This window comes from Actinoplanes derwentensis, from assembly GCF_900104725.1.
Taxonomy (GTDB): domain Bacteria; phylum Actinomycetota; class Actinomycetes; order Mycobacteriales; family Micromonosporaceae; genus Actinoplanes; species Actinoplanes derwentensis.
Genome location: NZ_LT629758.1, coordinates 6,051,794 through 6,071,442, shown reverse-complemented (window position 1 = coordinate 6,071,442; position 19,649 = coordinate 6,051,794). Strand labels below are relative to the sequence as shown.

16 protein-coding genes are annotated in these 19,649 nt (G+C 71.4%); 9 read left to right on the top strand and 7 right to left on the bottom strand.

Annotation, left to right across the window (positions count from 1 at the left end; genetic code table 11):
• Positions 1-5: 5 nt before the first annotated feature.
• Together BLU81_RS26575 and BLU81_RS26570 are read right to left on the bottom strand one after the other, a co-directional pair.
• The gene (locus BLU81_RS26575) at positions 6-1,331 is read right to left on the bottom strand and encodes a TIGR02678 family protein (protein ID WP_092547180.1); all 1,326 of its coding nucleotides are present in this window, start codon (positions 1,329-1,331) and stop codon (positions 6-8) included.
• Positions 1,328-2,878, bottom strand: coding sequence for a TIGR02677 family protein (locus BLU81_RS26570; RefSeq protein ID WP_092547179.1), 1,551 nt, complete (start codon positions 2,876-2,878; stop codon positions 1,328-1,330). Before BLU81_RS26570 ends, BLU81_RS26575 begins: the two co-directional genes overlap by 4 nt.
• A gap of 191 nt (positions 2,879-3,069) precedes the next feature.
• Here BLU81_RS26570 and BLU81_RS26565 point away from each other — a divergent pair, with 191 nt between their 5' ends.
• From BLU81_RS26565 to BLU81_RS26550, 4 genes are all read left to right on the top strand, one after another.
• The gene (locus BLU81_RS26565) at positions 3,070-3,453 is read left to right on the top strand and encodes a hypothetical protein (protein WP_092547178.1); all 384 of its coding nucleotides are present in this window, start codon (positions 3,070-3,072) and stop codon (positions 3,451-3,453) included.
• Complete coding sequence (locus BLU81_RS26560) at positions 3,450-3,776, top strand: hypothetical protein (protein WP_092547177.1); 327 nt, start codon at positions 3,450-3,452, stop codon at positions 3,774-3,776. Before BLU81_RS26565 ends, BLU81_RS26560 begins: the two co-directional genes overlap by 4 nt.
• Positions 3,773-4,864 carry a WXG100 family type VII secretion target gene (locus BLU81_RS26555; RefSeq protein ID WP_231953519.1) on the top strand — a complete coding sequence of 364 codons (1,092 nt, stop codon included), beginning with the start codon at positions 3,773-3,775 and terminating at the stop codon, positions 4,862-4,864. Before BLU81_RS26560 ends, BLU81_RS26555 begins: the two co-directional genes overlap by 4 nt.
• A 98-nt stretch (positions 4,865-4,962) precedes the next feature.
• Positions 4,963-5,211 (top strand): hypothetical protein, encoded by a 249-nt coding sequence (locus tag BLU81_RS26550; RefSeq protein WP_092557664.1) that lies wholly within the window; start codon positions 4,963-4,965, stop codon positions 5,209-5,211.
• Here BLU81_RS26550 and BLU81_RS26545 read toward each other — a convergent pair.
• Complete coding sequence (locus BLU81_RS26545; protein WP_092547176.1) at positions 5,208-6,266, bottom strand: hypothetical protein; 1,059 nt, start codon at positions 6,264-6,266, stop codon at positions 5,208-5,210. The two genes, BLU81_RS26550 and BLU81_RS26545, sit on opposite strands and share 4 nt — an antisense overlap.
• A 165-nt stretch (positions 6,267-6,431) precedes the next feature.
• Here BLU81_RS26545 and BLU81_RS26540 point away from each other — a divergent pair, with 165 nt between their 5' ends.
• Positions 6,432-8,807, top strand: coding sequence for a putative bifunctional diguanylate cyclase/phosphodiesterase (locus BLU81_RS26540; protein ID WP_231953518.1), 2,376 nt, complete (start codon positions 6,432-6,434; stop codon positions 8,805-8,807).
• On the opposite strand, the gene BLU81_RS26535 is transcribed toward BLU81_RS26540, so the two are convergent.
• The 3 genes from BLU81_RS26535 to BLU81_RS26525 all read right to left on the bottom strand — a co-directional run bounded on the left by BLU81_RS26535 (position 8,764) and on the right by BLU81_RS26525 (position 13,864).
• Positions 8,764-9,453, bottom strand: a complete 690-nt coding sequence (locus BLU81_RS26535; protein WP_092547174.1) for a Crp/Fnr family transcriptional regulator — start codon at positions 9,451-9,453, stop codon at positions 8,764-8,766. The two genes, BLU81_RS26540 and BLU81_RS26535, sit on opposite strands and share 44 nt — an antisense overlap.
• Positions 9,454-9,484: 31 nt before the next feature.
• Entirely contained in the window at positions 9,485-10,987 is a 1,503-nt protein-coding gene (locus tag BLU81_RS26530) for an FAD-dependent monooxygenase (RefSeq protein WP_092557662.1), read from the bottom strand.
• An 81-nt stretch (positions 10,988-11,068) separates the two neighbouring features.
• Positions 11,069-13,864, bottom strand: coding sequence for an AAA family ATPase (locus BLU81_RS26525; RefSeq protein WP_092547173.1), 2,796 nt, complete (start codon positions 13,862-13,864; stop codon positions 11,069-11,071).
• A 270-nt stretch (positions 13,865-14,134) separates the two neighbouring features.
• Between BLU81_RS26525 and BLU81_RS26520 the strand changes: the two genes are divergently transcribed.
• Genes BLU81_RS26520 through BLU81_RS26505 form a run of 4 tightly spaced genes read left to right on the top strand, consistent with a single transcriptional unit; the run spans position 14,135 to position 18,389 of the window.
• On the top strand, positions 14,135-14,926 hold the full coding sequence (locus BLU81_RS26520; RefSeq protein WP_092547172.1) for a 2-amino-3,7-dideoxy-D-threo-hept-6-ulosonate synthase: 792 nt from the start codon (positions 14,135-14,137) through the stop codon (positions 14,924-14,926).
• On the top strand, positions 14,923-16,044 hold the full coding sequence (locus BLU81_RS26515) for a 3-dehydroquinate synthase II family protein (protein ID WP_092547170.1): 1,122 nt from the start codon (positions 14,923-14,925) through the stop codon (positions 16,042-16,044). The genes BLU81_RS26520 and BLU81_RS26515 overlap by 4 nt, the downstream gene beginning before the upstream one ends.
• Positions 16,029-17,306, top strand: coding sequence for an AMP-binding protein (locus tag BLU81_RS26510; RefSeq protein ID WP_092547168.1), 1,278 nt, complete (start codon positions 16,029-16,031; stop codon positions 17,304-17,306). Before BLU81_RS26515 ends, BLU81_RS26510 begins: the two co-directional genes overlap by 16 nt.
• 12 nt (positions 17,307-17,318) lie before the next feature.
• Positions 17,319-18,389: an FAD-dependent oxidoreductase gene (locus BLU81_RS26505; protein WP_157751796.1), complete on the top strand. Its 1,071-nt coding sequence runs from the start codon at positions 17,319-17,321 to the stop codon at positions 18,387-18,389.
• Here the strand turns inward: BLU81_RS26505 and BLU81_RS26500 are convergent.
• Positions 18,371-19,576 carry a helix-turn-helix transcriptional regulator gene (locus tag BLU81_RS26500; RefSeq protein ID WP_197685989.1) on the bottom strand — a complete coding sequence of 402 codons (1,206 nt, stop codon included), beginning with the start codon at positions 19,574-19,576 and terminating at the stop codon, positions 18,371-18,373. The two genes, BLU81_RS26505 and BLU81_RS26500, sit on opposite strands and share 19 nt — an antisense overlap.
• Positions 19,577-19,649 lie beyond the last annotated feature (73 nt).

Here is a 19,649-nt window from a genome sequence, read left to right as displayed (position 1 = left end):
CTCGTTCAGAAGAGAGTGCGCTGTTTGACCTGGGCCACGGTGCTGCGATAACGACCTAGCAGGGGGCGGGCCAGGACACCGCCCGGAACGGTGAGCACCGCGCCGAACCGGACGAGCAGGGCCACCGCTTCGGTACGCAACCGGTCCGGATCGGCGTGCCAGGCGGCACCGAAAGCCGACCCGTACGACGCAAGGATCTCCGCCGTCGCCTCCCGCAGGAAACTGTCGGTGATCAGCGGCAACCGCCGCTCCCCGGTCTCGATCTCCGCCGGCTCCGCCGTGGGCGCCTCGGCCGCGTGCACGCCCAGCGAAACGCTCGCCGGCAGCCCCGCGTCGACCTGGCCGATCAGTTTCTCCAGAGCCTCCGTGGGATCCGGCACCGGAATGCGGCGGGTCTTCCGGCCGTCCGTATCGGCCACCCGCTCGGCGATCGCCACCGCCAGCAGCAACGCCGCCTGCGCCACCGATCCGGTACCCGGGAACCGTTCCACCGACCAGCCCGCCGTGTCGACCAGCAACACGCCCTCGGCCCGGCGCTCCAGCCGCAACCCGGTCAGCCGTTGCAGGTCGGCGGGGAGTGCCTGCCCGCGCAGATGGTTGCCGATCTCGGCGGTCACGTCGTCGTAGTAGACGACCGGCTGTTCCAGCACCGCACGCCGGGCAGCCTGCGCCGCTGCCCGGCGCTCGGCGTTGCCGCTGCTGGTCGGCGCCCGTTCCAGCAGTGCCGTCACCGAGTCGATGTGCTGCAACACCCTGGGCGGCCGGAACAGCGCCAGTACGGCGTCGCGGGCGATGTCGTAGAGCGCCTCGCCAGTACCGGGGTCACTGGCCCAGGCTGTACTGGAACCGTCGGCCAGCCGCAGCACACCCCGCTCCTCCAGCCAGGCGACCGCGTCGACGAACGCCCGCCGATCGGCTCCGGCGTCCGGGTCCAGCCCGAGCCCGGTGATCCGGCCGGCGTCGGCGGTCACCGCCTCGGCCAGTTCGGACAGGGTGATCTGGATGCCGGAGCGGCCCAGCGTCGCCAGACAGAGCGACAGGTACGCGTAACGCTGGCGATCGAACGGCCGGCCGGTCCGCGAGATCGCCGGCCGGCCGGTCTCCAGTCGATCGGCGGTACGGGCCAGCCGGGCGGTGGCGCCGTGCAACTCCAGCCGGTAACCGAACGCGTCGGACAGGTCCCGCCGTAGTTCGGTGGAGAACCGGCGGACCCGGGGCAGCGCCTTCTCGTCCGGCCAGGTCGCGGTGATCAGTGGATGCCGCAGCAGCAGCCGCATCGCGCGCTGGTAGTCGGCGAGCTCCAGATCGGAGACGTCGGCGGCGAACCTCATGCGGCCGATGGCTCCGCCCGGCGCGCCGTGGTGTGCGCGGCCGGGCTGACAGTGAGGTCGAAGCCGTCGATGTGCAGCCGCCCCGACTCGGTGGGAACGGTGGTGAACCGGCCCGGACACGGAGTGAGCGTCAACCGGACCCCGAAAGCCGCGGCCGCCAGCGGCGCCTCTCGGCGGCCCGCCTGCCGCGTCGACAGGGCGATGTCGAGAAGCCGGCGCAGCGCTCCGGCCTGCGCGTCGGTGAGAGTCTCCGCGCCGATGAGGCTGGTGGCCGCCTCCGCCTGCCGGCGCTCCTCAGCGACCTGCCGTTCCCGCAGCGCCCGGCGGGCGGAGTCCGACCGGTCGATCCGCGCGATCCGGCCGTTGCCCTGCCCCGGCATCCGCCCGCTCTGCACCAGCGAACGGGACAGCTCCACCGCCGGAGCCTCCCACCAGGAGAGACGGCCGGGAACAGCTTCCGGGTCGAGGTACGCCACCCCGACGTGCCGTGGCGCGCCCAGCCCGAACACCACGTCGAAGACGGCGTGCGCGGCCTGGTCCGAACCGGCGCCGGTGAACCAGGCCGCCAGATGGCGCAACTGCGACTCGCGGCTGACCCCACCCCGGCGGGCCTCGGTGACCCGGCGCAGCAGAGCGAGCACGTCACCGATCGCGGCCATGGTCGCGCCGGACAGCCGGTCGGCCTCACTGGGCCGGTCGTTCTCCGGCGCCAGCCACGAACGCAGCCCCTGCCAGCGGCGGCGCCAGTCCTCGAGGCGCTCGACCGGTGTCGCGAACAGCCGCTCGTCGGCCTCGGCCGCCGCTTCGATCATCCGCTCCAGTCCGGTCGCCTCCACCTCGTGGACGGCCTCCCGCAGCCGCGGTGTGTACCGCTGCAACTCGTCGTGGAAGTCGCGCAAATGGGAGAGCAGAGCATCCTTGTGGTTGAGGAAGACCTCCGGGCGGATGTCGTGGGTCCGGCTCAGGTCGCCGAGCATGTGATAGAAGCGGGCGGCGCGTTCGGCGACGTCGGCCAGCGCCCGGTCCAGCCGGTTGAGCTTGCGGTAGACCTCCTCGACGTCACCGTCCGTATTGGCCTTAGCCAGCGCCTGCAAGTCGGCGAGCAGATCCGCGAAGACCAGCCGGGACAGCGTGCTGTCGTCCAGCCCGGCGGCGAGAACCGACTCGACGGCGCGGTGCGCGCGGTAGCCGGCCTCGGTGAACTGGTAGACGGAGTGCCGATTGCGGTACTCGGCGAGAGTCGCCGCGCGGGTGCCGTCCTGCCCGCGGTCCAGCACACCCCAGTCGACGAGGGCGTCCAGCAGGCGGGGGAGTTCGAGGCCCGCCGGATCGGGGCAGTCACGGTGGATCTCGGCGAGACCGGCCATCGCCGCCTGCACGTCGGAGGAGTGCAACACGACGTGATAGCTGGAGCGGGCACTGTCGAAAGCCCGGAGAAGCCACAGGTAGGCGAGCCGGTTGTCGGCGTTGACGTAGCTGAACAGCCGAAGGCGGTCGTCGACCCCGAAATCGTCCAGCCCGAACGACGAAGCCCGCGGTTCCGCCATACGCCAACGATACCGTCTCCCGGCCGCAGACTCCCGCACATGGTGTCCGTCGGTCGTCCAAGGTGTCGCGCTCGGAGGACCCTCCGGCGGGGAGCGCCCTGCTTGCGACCGTTGAGAACTGACGGTCGCGACGGCTTCTCTGCTGACATGGTGCCGATAGCGTGCTGTGTGCTGGCGAGAAGGAGAGTTCAGTGAAAGATGTCGATGCTGCCGAAGAATGGCTGGACTCATGGGCATCGCAGGTCAATTTGCAGGCCGAGCGCAGTGTCGAGCTAGCGCGGCGGGTTGCCGAACTGACGGGTTCGGCTGAGGGCCTTGACGGTGCGATCCGGGTGAAGGTTGGTTCCTCGGGACAGGTCGAGTCATTGGATCTGGACGACCGAGTGAATGGATTGCCGGGCCCGCGACTGGCTCACGAGATCATGGTGGTGATGCGGCGGGTCCAGGTCGTGTTGTCCAGCAAGGTCGACGAGCAGGTGAAGGCGACGGTCGGTGCGGACAGCGAGGCCGGCCGGGCGGTGGTCGACTCGTTCGAAGCCCGGTTTCCGGCGCCGGACGGAACGGCCCGCGGATGAGCGCCGGAATGCAGTTTCCGGCCGAGGCTGTTCGGCAACACGCCGACGCGGTCAGCGAGGCCGCTGAGAACATGGCCCTCACTCGGTCGGCGGTGCACGAGGTGACCATGGACCATCGGGTGTACGGGGAAATCTGCCAGTTCCTGCCCGGTTTGTTGAGTCCCCTGTTCGGTGGTGCTGTCGACGTCTTGAACGGCGCGGTTGATTGCCTGTCCGAGACGGCGCTGAAGTTGCGCGCTACTGCCGTGGAGATCGAAGCTGCTGATGTCGACAGCGCACGGCGGCTGACCGAGGTGGACCGAGGCTTCGAGTTGCCGTTGTGAACGACAATCCCCTCATCGCACAAGCACAGAGTTCGACCACCTGGTCTACCGGACTGGGACTGATCGAGGACGCGCGGCAGATCAGCGACGGTATCCATGACAACAGCTGGGTCGATGCCACCCTGGGCGGGGTCGGGGGCAGCCTCGACACCCTGGCCGTGGCGATCGATCCGCTCGGCTCCATGATGGCTTGGGGTGTCAGCTGGCTGTTGGAGCACGTCAAGCCGCTCAAGGATGCCCTTGACTGGCTTGCCGGCCAGCCGGACGAGATCGCCGCGCATGCGGCTACCTGGCGTAACGTAGCTGCATCCGTTGCCGGGACCCACGAGCGATACGCTGCCGCGGTCCGAACGCAGACCTCTGACTGGTACGGCGCATCCGGTGATGCCTACCGCGCCCACGCTGCCGAGCAGATCGCCGCGGTCGAGGGCATCGCGACCGTTACCAACGCGATCTCGTACGCGGTCGAAGGCGCCGGGCTCCTCGTCGGCCTGGTACGGGAGACAGTCCGCGACCTGATCGCCCAGTTCGTTGCCACTCTTGCCGTCCGGTTGCCGCAGTGGCTGGCCGCGGAGGGCGTCACGTTGGGACTTGCCACCCCGGTGGTGGTCAGCCAAGTCGTCGCATTGGTCACCACGTGGGCCAACCGGATTCAGCACTTCATTCGGGCGTTGTTGAACAGCTTGCGCCGCCTGAGCGGCAGGCTCGACGAACTTGCGGGCATCCTCGACCGGCTCAAGCAACTGGTCGGGCGTCTCAGCCGGGCCGAACCGACAAGCTCGGCACCGCATGGTGGCGTCAGCCTCTACTCGCGGTCCGTCACGTTGTCAAACCGCGAGGCTTTCGAACAAGGTGGCGGTTTGCCGCGAACCGCGGAGACCATCCAGCACTACACCGAGCTCGCCGGCGTTGACTTTCGGGGGATGCCGGTCGATGCCGTCGAGAGCGCGGACGACATCGCGTATCTGGACATCCAGGGCGCTGTGGCCAGAACCGATCAGTTCGGTGTTCAGCTGGGCCCCTCGGCATTTCTGGACGAGGAGACACTCGTGCGGACGCTCGGACATGAAAGCGTGCACGTCAGATAGTACGAGGAGGGCCGGATCTCGACCCTGACCGGGCCCTTGGAGGATGAGGCGTACGAGGCTGAGGACAGCTTTGTCGAGACGTGGAGGAGGAACCGGAGATGACTCGGCTCATCGTCGAAAGAGTGCACCGTCTGTCGAGCCGTCCTTGGATGTTCGTCACTGGGCAACTGGAGGGCGATGCTCTGCGTATCGGCGACGAACTCGTGATCTTGGGCAGTGAGGCGCCGTCCGTTCTGGTGACGATCAGATCCATCGAACTGCACTCCGCGCCGGCGAAGACCACGGTTGCCGTCGATGCGGACCTTGCGGACTCCATTCGGGAGGGTGTCGTGCTCGGCCGGAACTAGGAGCGGACCCGGGTGGGGAACAGCCACGAGCGCAGGCGACTGGGCGTGGTGGGTGGGAGCAGGTCGTGCTTGGCCAGTTCGGTGGTCAGCCAGGCGGGGGAGCGGCCCCGGTAGGAGCGGAAGGCGTCGGCTGCCAACGGGACCGGTTTCAGGTTCAGCCAGCTGTCCTTGGTCAGGACCGGGCGGCAGCGGCTGTGCGGGAGTGGCAGGTAGTCCGGGAAGCGGGTCTTGTCCTGGCTGGTGATCCGGAGGATCGTCGCCTGGCCGCTGTGGCCGCCGCTCAGCACCAGGACCGGGCGGTCCTTGCCCTCGGAGCTGTCGTCTTCGTACGTCACGAAGGCGTTCCAGATCTCGCCCGCCGCGGGCGTGCGGGCGCTGTCGGCGCGGGGCAGCGTGCCGGGAGCGAAGTGCCGCAGGGCCGCGATCAGCAGCAGGATCGCGGCCAGCGCGCCGAGCGGTTCGACGAGCAGCATCACCCAGAGGGTCTCCGGGGAGGCGGTGCGCGGATTCGCGTACAGCGGGACCCGGTTCGTCTGCGCCCAAGCGGCCACCAGGCCGGCCAGGGACAGGACCACGAACGCCCGTACCACCAGGTGGGTGACGCCTGGCCGGCGGAGGAACTCGAACGCGGTCACGACCAGCGCCAGGCCGGCGAACGAGATGGCCGCCGCCGTCCAGAATCCGTCGACCGGGAAGCCGGCCAGATGGGCCAGGTACCGCGCGCCCGAACAGCCGGCCAGCAGGAGAAGGGCTCGGGTCAGGGTGGCGGAGGTCCGGCGCGGGCGGAACCGGCTGCCCATCAGCAGGGCCACCGCCGGAGCGCCCAGCAGGGTCACCCAGACGTCGGCCGCACTGGGCTCGCCGATGAGCAGGTCGACGGGAGCGGCCATGAGCAGGGCGGCGACACCGTAGAGCACTACCGCCAGGACGGCGACGACCGGTCCGATCGGCCGCAGGAACGCGCGGACCGGATCTCGAGCGATCACCCAGAGCAACACCCCGACGATCAGCGCCGTGATCATCGCGAGCGCGGTCGTCCCGGTCAGCAGATCCATCTCCGCTCCCCCCGTGGCAGGCATTCAGCTTGTCACGCCGGGAGTCCAAAAGGGACCGCAGCGTGAGGGCGACCCGCCGGGCGTACGAATCGGAGTGTCTTGCATCGGTGAACGTCGAACGTTCGGGGGAGATCCGGCGTTCGGTTGGACCGCTAGTGTCGGGCCGTGACGCGGGGAGTGGATCAACCGGCGACCGCCCGGAGGCATGTCTGGGCCGCTGTTGTGGTCGCCGCGCTCGGTGCCGTCTGGTGTGCCGCCTTCCTGACCGTCGGGGCCGGGCTGGAAGCGTTCGCCTACCTGTTCGTCCCGGTCGGCGGGGCGATCGCCACCGTGTCGATGCGCCACCTGGCCCGCGGGAGAGAGCCCGGACGAAAGCCCGAGGGAGAGCCCGGGGATGCGCGCTGGTTCTGGCGGGCTGTCCAGGGTGCCGTCGCTGTCATGACCGTCGGGTACGCCTGGCTGGCCGTGGACATGTTGACACACGCCGATGAGGTCCGGACCCGGAGCATGCCCGCGCCGGCGGCGGCCTGCGTGGCGATCGGGTTCCTGATCGCGATCGGGGCGCTGGCGCGGGTTCCGGTGGTCGCCGCCGGTGGTACCGAACGGTGGCGCATCGTGCTGGATCGGGCGATCGCGTTTCTCGGATGTTCGGCGGTGCTCTGGTACGCGGGGCTGGCGCCGATGCTGTCCGCCCGTGAGCCGTGGAGTCTGCAGGCGACGCTGCTGGTCGGGCTGGGTCTGCTGGTGGCGGTCGGGGCGGCGACGAAAGTGTCGTACATCGCGGGTGGTCCGGTCGATCGGGTGGCGATGCGGTTCATCGCGGCGGCCGGTGGGATTCCGGCGGGGGTGGTGTCGGTGCTCGCGGTGCAGTTCGGGTACATCGCCAGCGTGCCGGCTCAGGCGATCGTGATGCCGTTGGCGCCGCTGCTGATCACTGTCGGCGTCGCGGCGCAGGGCCGGGCCGATCGTGGGCTGCGGCGGGAGCCGGTGCGCGGTGGCGTTCTGCTGCCGTACCTGGCAATGATCTTGATTGATGTGCCGTTGATCGCCGTTGCCTTCGGCGCGACTCTGCGGTGGCCGGTGCGGGTCGTCCTGATCGCCGCTGTCGTGGTGACCGCGCTGGTCATGGTCCGGCAGTACCTCGCCTATCGGGAGAACGACCGGCTGCTGCGGACTTCGCGGATCCAGGAGGAGCGGCTGCAGCACGAGGCCGCTCACGACGCTCTGACCGGGCTGGCGAACCGGGCGCAGTTCCGGGACCGGCTCGCCACCGCACTGACCACTTCCGGTCAGACAGCGGTGCTGCTTGTCGACCTGGACGATTTCAAGACGGTCAACGATCTGCTCGGGCAGGCGGTCGGCGACCGGCTGCTGATCGCGGTCGCGCGGTTGCTGCAGGAGCAGATCAAGGACGAGGGCTTGCCGGTACGGGTGGGCGGCGACGAGTTCGCGGTCCTGCTGACCGGCCCGGGCACCGATCCGGAGGGCCTGGCCGGGCGGCTGCTGGCGGCGCTCGCTCAGCCGGTCAGCGAGCATCGTCTTCTGGTGCAGGCCTGCATCGGCATCGCCGTCGCGCCGCCGGGCGCCACCGTCGACTCGGTGCTGCGGGACGCCGACGTCGCGAAGTACACCGCCAAGCAGCGGGGTGAGGCGGGATTCACCCGTTACGTGGACGGCATGGGCGAGCCGGTCCTGGCGCACATGCAACTCGGCGGCGAACTGCGGCGGGCCCTGGACAACGACGAACTGCGGGTGGTCTACCAGCCGATCATGCGGCTGGAGCAGCAGCGGATGGTCGGCGTCGAAGCGCTGGTCCGGTGGCATCACCCGGTCCGCGGGGTGGTCAGTCCGGCCGAGTTCATCCCGGCCGCCGAACGGACCGGCCTGATCGTGCCGCTGGGCCGGTTCGTGCTGCGGGAGACCTGTCGTCAGGCGGCCGCGTGGCTGGCCGAGTTCGGGCCGGACGCGCTGGAGGAGACCGGGCTGAACGTGTCCGCCCGGCAACTGCACGACCCCGACTTCGTGTCCGACGTGGCCGCCGCGCTCGCCGACAGCGGACTGCCCTGCGAACGGCTGATCCTGGAGGTCACCGAGTCGGCGGTGCTGCGTGGCCAGCAGGTGTCCCGGGCGCTGTACGAACTCGACCGGATGGGCATCCGCCTGGCCCTCGACGACTTCGGCACCGGTGAGTCGTCGCTGAGTCTGCTGCGGGCCTTCCCCGCCTCGATCGTGAAGCTGGACAAGTCGTTCGTGGACGGCATCGAGATCGACGACGGTCAGCCCGCGGCGGCCGGGGCCCGGCAGGCGGTGGCGCGGGCGGTGATCCAGCTCGCGCACGCCCTCGGTCTCGGCACCGTCGCCGAGGGGATCGAGAACCCGGAGCAGGTGACGGTGCTCCGCGAACTCGGTTACACCCTGGGGCAGGGTTTCCACCTGGCCCAGCCGATGACCGCCGACGGGGTGTCCCGCCTGCTGGCGCAACAGTGCGCCGCGACGGTCAGCCGCCCGCCAGCCGGTGCAGACCGGCCGGGTCCGCGATGACGATCCGCCGGTAAGCGGTGCTGATCAGCCCCAGGGCCCGCAGTTCGTGCAGCGCCTTCTGCACCGTTGCGCGGGCGATCGCGATCATCGCGGCCAGCTCCGGCTGACTGAGCGGGACGGCGATCTCGATCCGGCCGTCCGGGGCCGGGCGGCCGCACACCTCGGAGATCTCCACCAGCAGCCGGGCCAGGCGGATGTGCGCGGGAAACGCGGCGAAGTCACTGCGCCGCCGGTTGGCCCAGGTCAGTTTCCGGGCGATCGTCGCCATCACCAGGTTCGACGTGTCCGGGTGGCGGCGCAGGAAGTCCTCGAAGGCGACCCGGGAGGCGACCCCGACCTGAACCGGGCCGCAGGCGGTCACGGTCGCATTGCGCGGCGCCCCGGTCAGCGCGCCGATCTCCCCGATCAGCTCGCCGGGCATCCGGATGCCGAGCAGGGTGGCCTGCCCGTCGACCGCGGTGGTCACCTTGACGAAACCGTTCACCAGGAGCACCACCTGCGACCCGGTGACACCCTCCCGGAGGATCACACCACCCGCCGGATGACGCCGCCGGTCGCAGAGGCCCAGCAACTCGCCGGCGGTGCCGGGGGTGAGCCCGCCCAGGAACGTCGCGGGCGCCCAGCCGGTGGTGGGATCCGGAGTCATCCATCCACTATGGCCGAAGACGAGGTCGAAACTACGGCCGATTCTGCGCCCCGGTCACCTCGTTCAGCACCGTGTCACAGTCGGCGGGCGGGTCGTCGGCACACCACGCCACCCCCTGGTCCGGGCGGGTCAGCACGAACCGGCCGGGCCACGACCCGGGCACCGGCACACCCGTCACCGGCAGATGCCGTACCGGGATGCCCCGCGCCCGCGCCGCCGACACCAGCGACCGCCCGTCCCGGCCGGCACTCAGATCGACCAGGGTGAACTGCGGGCCCAGCCGGTCGAAGACCTGATCACCACCGGACAGCCGGAACGCCGGTGGCCGAAGTCCGGGCGGCCCGGTGCGGGCCGGGTCGAGTTGCGGCGCCTCCTGCCGCAGCGCCTCCGCCATCGCCTGCTGGTCCGCGCCCGAGTCGACCAGCCGCCGGAAACGCCGCCGGGTCTGGAACGCCCGATGGGCCAGCTCCCAGTCGAGCAGTGCCTGCTGCCGCCGTTCGGCCTGGTAGCCGGCGAGCAGCCGGTCATCGGCCCAGCGGCGCACCACGGCGGCGAGCCGCCAGCCCAGATCCACCGCGTCACCGATGCAGGTGTCGACCTCCTCGGCCGGCGCCTCCAGCTGATGGGCGGCCCGCCCGGCGAGGAAGACCCTTCCCCGGCGGTACGACCGGGCGATCGACGCCGTGCCGGTCCGCTGTACCACCGCCACGATCTCCGGCACGTCCTCGCCCAGCCGGGCCCGCAGCAGTTCCGCCGGATCGCCGACGTCGGCGTGACCGTCCGCGGCGACCGGCAGATGAGCCACGCAGATGTCGCCGTAGTGGCCGGCGACCACTGTCACCTCGGTGGTGATCAGCGCGGACGGGTTCGCCCACCGCCCGGCCAGGACCGGACTGCGGAAATAGACGGCGACGTGCGGGCTGGGCGGGCCCAGGTCGTCCATGCCCAGGCCGACACAGCGGCGTACGGTGCTGTCCGCCCCGTCGCAGCCGGCCAGATAGGCCGTCTCGATGACGTGCCGGGTGCCCGCCTCCGCGTCGATCACCGTGGCCCGCACCCGGTCCGGCTCCTCACGCACGTCGGTGACGGTCCACCGGGTCCGCAGGTCGATCAGCGGGTGGCTGCGCAGGGCCCGGCGCAGCCGGACGGTCAGATCCGGGCCGGAGATCAGCAGGTAGGGCTCGATCGGGGCGGTGCCGTCCGCGACCGTGGCGTACGACCGGCGCATCTCGGTGACCGACGGCAGCCGCCAGGCGAGTGCCGGGGACCCGCTGGCCTGGCGGCTCCACAGGATGTCGACGGGCCGGGCCGGGTCCACCCCGTCCACCCGCAGTTCCCGGGTCAGCCGCAGCCGCCGGAGCAACTCCATGCTGCGGCCACTGATCAGCATCGGATCGGGGAATCGGGACGGGCTGCCGGCGCGTTCCACCACGATGCTCGGCACGCCGTGATGGGCCAGTTCCAGGGCGATCAGCGAGCCGGCGACACCAGCCCCGGCCAGCAGCACGGGGGTTCGTGTGGCGGGTGTCGGCATCGAGGTCACCTCGGGGGTTCGGGGATGGCGCGGGTCACCCCGCCATGCTCGGTGCCGAAGGGGGCCTGGCGTATCCCGTATTCACGTGGTTGAGCCGTTCGCACGGGTGACCCGGACGGCTACTTCGGACCGCCGCCGGACGCCGAGTTTGGCGAAGATGTTCCGCAGGTGCGCGTCGACGGTGTGCCGGGAGATGAACAGGGTCTCGGCGATCTCGATGTTCGTCTTCCCCTTCGCCACCTCGTCGGCGACCCGCTGCTCGGCGGGGGTCAGCTCCGGCAGTCGGGTCGCGGCCGGAGCGGTGCCGTCCGGTGTCCCGCCACCCAGCTCGTCCAGCAGTCGTTCCAGCCTGGTCCGGGGCTGTTCGGCGCCGGGCATGGACACCGTGGACAACGCCTCCCGGCACCAGCGCAGCGGCTCCTCGCCCCGTCCGAGCCGGGCCGCGTCCTCCAGCGCCGCGGCCAGGGCGAGGGGCCGGCCGGCCTGCCGGAACTCGGTCACGGCGTGCAGCAGCCCGGCCAGGTCACCACGCCGGATCCCGGCGGCGTGCGCGGCGGCACCGGCCGCCGCATGCGATCCGGGGTTGCGGGCGGCGAGATCCCGGGCCGCCCGGACGACGGCCGCCGCCTCGTCCGGGTGCCCGGTGTCACGGGCGATCCGGACCAGGCCGGCCGCCGCCCCGGGATCGCCGGCCAGCAGCGCGGGACGGTGCGGCAACGCCGCGTAGAGGCCGCGGAGCAGGGTGAACGCAGCCTGCTGATCACCGGTGGCCGCCAACAGGACGGCTTCCGGCCAGAGGACGTCCTCGGGCACCGCGGTCACCCCGTCGGCTGCCAGACCGCGGATCCGTTCCAGTCGCCGCTGTGCCGTGCCGAAGTCACCGCGCAGCACCGCCAGCCGGATCATCGTGCCCAGCAACGGCATGGCCAGCGCGTGCGCCGAGTGTTGCTCGGCGACGGCCAGACCGGATTCGGCTTCGACTTCGGCCTCCTCCAGACGGCCGGTGGCGAAGTACAGGGTCGCCTGGAAATGGTGCCAGAGCGGGTCGGCCCAGCCGCTGCCGAACCGGTCGGACTCGCGCCGGCCGGCCCGGATGACCTGATCCGCCTCGGCGAACCGGTCCAGGGTGATCAGGGCGGCACTGAGCCAGATCCGCGGATGCCGGTGGGCCGCCTCGCCGCCGTGCTCGACGACCAGATCGGTGGCGGTACGGGCGTGGGCGTAGGAGTCGTGCAGCCGGCCAGTGGTGAAGGCGACCAGGCTGCGCCCGGTCAGGCCGAACACGGCCGCGCCGTAATCGTGACTGGCCTGACCGAGGGTGTCGGCCTGGGCGCCGGCCCCGTCGGCCTGCTCCAGTTCGCCCAGGTAGCAGAGGGCGTGCGCGCGGACCGCGTGCAGCCGGGCCCGGACCGCGGCGGGGAGCTCGGGGTGAGCCAGCGCGTCGGCGCAGTAGCGGATCGACATCTCGTTCAGGCCGCCGTGTTTGCACGCCTCGGCGAGGCCCAGCAGCAGCAACGCCTCGGTCTCCGGTTCCAGCCCGGCGCGCAGTGCCTCGTCACCGAGCCGCCGGGCTTCGGTCAGCCGGGCCGCGGAGGCCAGCAGGACGACGGTGTCGGCGATCAGAGCCGGCCGGTCCGGGTCGCCGGGACCGACCGAGTCCAGGGCGCGCAGCATCACGTCGGCCGCGGCTCCGGGCGCGACCCGGGCGATGGTCCCGGCCATCGACCGGACCATCCGCACCGCGTCGGCCGCGCCGGCCCGGCCGCTCTTGAGCTGGTGCTCGGCGATCTCCAGGGCGGGCCGGCCGGAGTCGGAGGTGATCGCCGCGGCCTCGGCGTGCAGTTGTTCGCGCATCAGCCGCGGCACCATGCTGTAGACGGCCAGCCGGACCGAGTCGTGGGCGAACGACAACCGGCCGAGGTGGTCCTCGATCAGGAAGTCGGCCATCGACTCACTGATCAGCGGGTACACCTCCCCGATCGGCTGCCCGGTCAGGCGGGCGGCCTCGTCGGCGCCGAACGGCCGGCCGAACACCGACACCGCCCGCAGCAGCCCGCCGGCCCGCCCGGTGCGGGTGTCGACCACCTCGCGAACCGCTTCGATGAAACTCGGCGGCAGGTCGTCGCCGAGCACCGAGCCGATCCCGTCGGCGACCACCAGCTGCCCGGTCGCGAGCAGGGCCTTGAGCAGTTGTTCGGTACGCAGCGGGTTGCCACCGCAGGACGCGGCGAGGGCTACCACGGTGTTGTCCACCCGGGCGCCGACCAGGTCCGCGCTGAGCCGGGCGATGTCCGGTTCGCTCAGGACGCCGAGCCGGATCGGCGGGCCACCGTCGCGGGACAGCCGCTGGATCAGCTGGTGACCGGGCCGGTCCCGGTCGTCAGCGGACGGTGGGCGGTGCGACAGCAGCCAGCGCACCGGTGACGACTCCAGGGCCGGGATCAGCTCCCGGATGGCGAGAGCGCTCAGCTCGTCCATCCACTGGGCGTCGTCGATCACGATCAGTAACGGACGCTGCCGGGCCGCCTCCTCCAGCGAAGCGCGCAGCCGCTGGAGTGTGCCGAACGGGTCGGATCGTTCCGGTTCCCGGTGCGCCAGCCAGCCGAACGCCTCCGTCGCCGGAGCGCAGTCCCGTAACGCACCGGCCAGGGTGACCAGCGGCGCCGCCTGATCGAGATGGAACGCCTCCCGGACCGCGACCGTGATCTGCCGCTCGGTGGCCAGGCCGATGACCGCCCGCAGCAGCCGGGACTTGCCGATACCGGGCGGCCCGGTCAGCGTGTGCCAGCCACCGGCGCCGGCTGCGGTGTCGTCCAGAACACGGCGGAGCTGTGCGACCTCGGCATCCCGGCCGAGAAGGCGACGGCTCGACTTCATGGAGAACCCCGTCAAGGTGTCGAACGCGGACGGCCCTGTTCCCCCGTGATGGCCCGTGTCGATCTGACTGAATATCTATCACAGTCGAATCCACGGGTGACACCGTCCACCCGCTACCGCAACTACCCGAACGGCCGGGCCACCCTTCCAGAATGGCTCTGATCAGCGTTTCCACCCAGTCACCCACACGATCGTGCAGTGGGCCGGGGCCGTCGCCGTCGTTAGCTTCGGTCATCGATGGTGATGACGACCCGATCAGGGGGTGTTGCGATGTACGGGAACGAATCCTTCGGGCGGCGGTTGCGCCTCGGGAGTCTGCACCGGCGTGGCGGTTCCGGGCTGCTGCTGGTGCCGCTCGACCACGCGGTGGGCTCCGGACCGCTGCGGCCGGCCGGTGACCTGGACGCGCTGATCGCGCGGCTGGCCGAGAACGGTGCCGACGGGGTGGTGCTGCACAAGGGAGCCGTCCGTCGGGTCCGCCCGGCCCGGTTCCGGGATCTGTCGCTGACGGTGCAGCTCAACGCGAGCACCGCGATGGCCGCCGACCCGGACGCGAAATATCCGGTGGCGACCGTGGAGGAGGCGTTGCGGCTGGGCGCCCACGCGGTCAGCGTGCACGTCAACATGGCCTCCCGGACCGAGGCCGCCCAGATCGCGCACCTGGCCCGGGTCGCCGAGGACTGCGATCGGTGGTCGGTGCCGCTGCTGGCGATGATGTACGTGCGGGGTCCCGCGGTCCGCGACAGCCGGTCCGCCGACCTGGTGGCGCACGCCGTCGCCGTCGCTGCGGAGATGGGCGCCGACCTGGTGAAGACCGCCCTGCCGGAGAACCCGGAGGCGACCGCCCGGCTCCTCACCGCTGCCGGTGTCCCGGTGCTCGCGGCCGGTGGTGTCCCGGAACCCGGCCCGGAGGCGGTTCTCGGCCGGATGTCCGCGGCGATGCGGGCCGGTGCCGCCGGAGTCGCGGTGGGCCGCCTGGTGTTCACCGCCGTCGACCCGGCCGCCGTGGTGCGCCGGCTCTCCGCCGTCGTGCACGACCGCACTCCGGTGGCCGTCGGATGAGCGCCGTGACGCGGGACCGGGACTGCTGGATCGACCTGCGGCAGGCCGGTGAGTGGCGGCGCGAGGTCGCCGAGGAGGCCGTTCACCTGCGGTTCGAGGCGATCGTGACGGATGATCCGGCGGACCTGGCCGGGTTGCCGCCGACCGTGACCCGGGTCCTCGTGGTGACCGGTGACGAGCTGCCGGACAGCTTCGGTGACGCCGACCTGGTGCTGGCCGACCCCGAACTGCACGGTGATCCGGCACGGCTCGCCGCGGCCCATCCGGGTATCCGGTTCGGCAGCCGGGTGGACGTCACCGACGCCGCGAGCCTGGACCTGGCGTGCGAACGGGTCCGCCGCGACGAACTCACCGTGCTGCGGTTCCACGACCCCACCCACATCCCGCTGGAGATCGTGCTGGCCGCCGCCGACGGTGCGGACGGCCGGATCATCACCGAGGTGACCGGGATCGACGAGGCCTCGGTGCATCTGACCGTGCTGGAACGCGGCCCGGACGGGATCCTGCTGCGACCGGGCGGCCCCGGCGACGCCACCAAACTGGCCGAGGTGGTCCGGCGCGGCTCACCAGACCTGGACCTGGTCACCCTCACCGTCACCGGGATCCGGCACGTCGGCTCCGGCGAACGGGCCTGTGTGGACACCTGCTCCCACCTGGGGCAGGACGAGGGCATCCTGGTCGGGTCCCGGTCCCGGGGACTGCTGCTGTGTGTGAGCGAGACCCATCCGCTGCCGTACATGCCGATGCGGCCGTTCCGGGTCAACGCCGGGGCGATCATGTCGTACACCCTGGCCGACCACCAACGCACCCGTTACCTGTGCGAACTGCGGGCCGGCTCGACCGTCCTGGCGGTCCGTGCCGACGGCCGGACCAGGCCGGTGACGGTCGGCCGGGTCAAGATCGAGACTCGGCCGCTGCTCGCGATCGACGCGGTGGCCCCGAACGGGGAACAGCTCAACATCATCGTGCAGGACGACTGGCACGTGCGCCTGCTCGGCCCCGGCGGGGTGGTGCACAACTCCACCGAACTGAAACCGGGCGACGAGGTGCTCGGGCACCTGCCCGGCCGGGAACGGCACGTCGGCTATCCCATCGACGAACTGTGTCACGAGCTGTGACCGGCCTCGGCGACTGGGGAGACCGGGCCGGACTCGCCAAGATCCAGGACGAGCTGCTGGCGGGCACCCTGGCCGCGGCCTCGGCCTCGGCGTTCTACCAGCGGTACCGGGACGGGGTGCCGGGCAGCCGGAGTGAACTCGCCGACTATCCGCTGACCAGCAAGGCCGACCTGCGGGACGCGTACCCGTTCGGGATGCTCGCCGTGGACCGGTCCCGGCTGGCCACCTACCACGAGTCCAGTGGCAGCACCGGAACGCCGACGGCCTCCTACTACACCGCCGCCGACTGGACCGACCTGATCGAGCGTTACTCGCGGATGCACGTCGGCATCCGGCCGTCCGACACGTTCCTGGTCCGGACGCCGTACGCGCTGATGCTCACCGGGCACGTGGCGCACGCCGCCGCGCTCGCGAACGGGGCCACCGTGGTGCCGGCCGACAACCGGTCGCTTGCCACCCCGTACGCCAAAGTGGTCAAGCTCTTGCACGACCTGAACGTCACGCTGACCTGGTCGCTGCCGACCGACACCCTGCTGTGGGCGGCCGCGGCCGAATGCGCCGGACTCCAGCCCGGCCGAGATTTCCCGGAGTTGCGGGCCCTGCTGGTCGCGGGTGAGCCACTGAGCCCGGCCCGGCGGAACCGGATCGCGGGGCTGTGGCGGGCGCCGGTCGTGCAGGAGTACGGCGCCAGTGAGACCGGGGGGCTGGCCGGTGAATGCCCGTTCGGCAACCTGCACCTGTGGGCCGACCGGGCGATCTTCGAGGTGTACGACCCGGCGACCGGCCGGATCACCCCCGAAGGCACCGGGGAACTCGTGGTCACCCCGCTGTGCCGGGAAGCGATGCCGCTGCTGCGCTATCACATCGGCGACCGGGTCGAGGTGACGTTCCCGGACTGCCCGTGCGGATGGACGCTGCCGGTGGTGCGGGTGCTCGGCCGGTTCGACGCCGGAGCCGGGATCACCCAGGTCGGGCTGGAGGAGGTGGTGTTCGGGCTGCCCGCCGAATACGGGGTGCTGTTCTGGCGGGCCCGGCACACGACGTCCGGACTGCTGGTGCAGATCGAGGTTCCGGACCGGCACCGGGACGCCGCGATCGCCGCACTCGGCAGTGCCATCGGAACGGCGTACGACATCGAATGCCTGGTCGAAGGGGTGCCCCTGGTGTCGGAACGGGTGCTGACCGCGATGCCCGAGGTGATGAAACCCCGCAGTCTGTTCACCGCGGACGAGGACTGGGACCGGGCCCTGCGCTACTACTGAAAGGGATTGATCGTGCGAATCGGCATCGTGGGTGCGGGAATCGGTGGCCTGACCACCGCGCTCGCGCTCACCCGCCAAGGCGCCGACTGTGTCGTCCTCGAACAGCGGCCGGAACCCGCCGAGGACGGCACCGGCATCCAGATCTCACCCAACGCCGCCGCCGCACTGCTCGGCCTGGGTGTCCGACTGGACTTCGCGGTCCCGGTGGCGTCGCGGGAACTACGCCGCTGGGCGGACGGCACGGTGCTCGGCCGGACCGACCTGAGCCGGTACCGTGTGCCCTATCTGACGATGCGGCGCGGGCAGCTGACCGAGGCGCTCCGCGAGGCGCCCGTCCACTTCGGCCGCCGGTGCGTGACGGTGTGTGACGACGGGGCGGGTGTGGTGCTCGGGTTCACCGACGGTACCGAGGACCGGTTCGACGCGGTGATCGGCGCGGACGGCCTGCATTCGGCGGTGCGCGCCGCCGTCGGGCCGGCGGACCCGCGATACAGCGGGCTGGTGGCGTCGCGTGCGGTGCTGCCGTCGGCCGGGCCGCACCGGGTGACGGTGTGGCTCGGCCCCGGACGGCACTGCGTCACCTACCCGATCGCTCCCGGCCTGCTGAATCTGGTCGTCGTGACCCCGGCAGATCAACCCCCGGACCGGCCGGTACGAGTGACCGGCGACCGTCTGCTGCCCTACTTCGACGGGTGGCACCCGGCCGTGCGTGAACTGATCGATGCGGCGGGCGAACTGGAACAACGAGCGTTGTACGACCTGCCGCCCGTGTCGCCGTGGTGTCGTGGGCGGGTGATGCTGATCGGGGACGCCGCGCATCCGATCCTGCCGTTCATCGCCCAGGGTGCGGCCCAGGCCATCGAGGACGCCGTCACCCTGGCCCGATGTACGGACCTCAGCGGGTTCGAGGCGCTGCGCCGGGACCGGGTCCGGCAGGTCTACGAGATGTCCCGGGCCGGTCTCCGGGTGCATCACCTGCCGGACGGCGCCGAACAACGCATCCGGGACGCAGCCCTGGCCACCGCCGATCCGGGGGCGCACGACTGGCTCTACCGCCCCCGCTCCTATGCGGCCGGGTCCTGACCGGCGCTCCCGGCCGGGCTGCGGCGGGTGTTCTCGGCCGAGCTGCGGTCGACGTTCCCGGCCGGGCTGCGGTCGGTGTTCTCGCGGCGGCGCAGCAGGGACACCAGTTCGACCCGGGAGGTCAGCCCCAGCTTCCGGAAGATCTGCCGCAAGTGGAAGCTGACGGTGTGCGGCGACCGGCTGACCCGTGAGGCGATCTGCCGGTTCGTCAACGCCAGCCCTACCAGCCCGGCGATCTCCAGTTCCCGATCACTGAGCGCACCCCAGTCGGCGACCACTACCGGCCGCTCCCGCCGAGCCGCCGCCGGGGCCTTGTTGGCATGCGGGGGCCGGTGGGAATACGAGGCCTGGTTGGAGCGCGGGGCCTGGTTGGTGCGTAGAGCCTGGTCGGAGTGCAGAGCCGCGACCACGGCACCCGGCAGGGAATCCTCGACCACCGGGCGCGCCAGCTCGTGACAGAACGAGATCACGTCCCCGGCAGCGACCAGGAAACCCGCCTCGAACGCCTCCTCGATCGCCGGCAGCAAGCCGATCACCGTGCCGCCGAGCAGCGCACCCAGCCGGGCCGGCGGAAACGGCGACCGCAGCGTGGACGCCGCCTGCACCAGATGCCGAGCACCCGGCGACAGCCCCGCGAACCGCCCCGCCAACCGGGCCCGGAACCGGTGCGGCAGCCGGAACGGATCCGGCACCGCGACCCCGTCGACGACCCGGAGCAGACCCTCCGCCCGCAGATCAGCGACCAGTCGCACCACCGCCCCCGGCCGTCCCGCCGCCACCCGGGTCAGATCCATCAGCCGGGCACCCGCCCGAACCCCCGGAAGAGCGACCGCGAGCAGCCGCCGGACCTCACCCGCCGGCAGCGGCCCCAGCAGAACCCGGTGCGTCTCGGCAACCTGCCAGCCCGCACCTGCCGAGTCCGGGTGCCGCGCCAGCGCGGCCAGGTCGGTGGTGACCACCAGCAGGGCGGAGTTGCGGACCAGAGCGACCCGATCCGGTTCGGCGGTCACCGTGGCGCCCTTCTGCCGGCCCACCTCGGCGACCTCCCGCAGCAGACGGGCCCGGCCGCTGTCCGGAGGCCCCTCGACGAGAAGCACGGCGGGGCGGTCCGGTGCCACCCAGTCCAGCAGGGCGGTGCAGAACCGCATCTCACGATCACGGCCGATCAGGGGAAGTACCTGTGCCATCGGATCCTCCTCGTAAGGTCGGATCCGATGGTGTGGGCGGCGCGTCCCGGAAACCCGCTAGAAGTAGCGCATT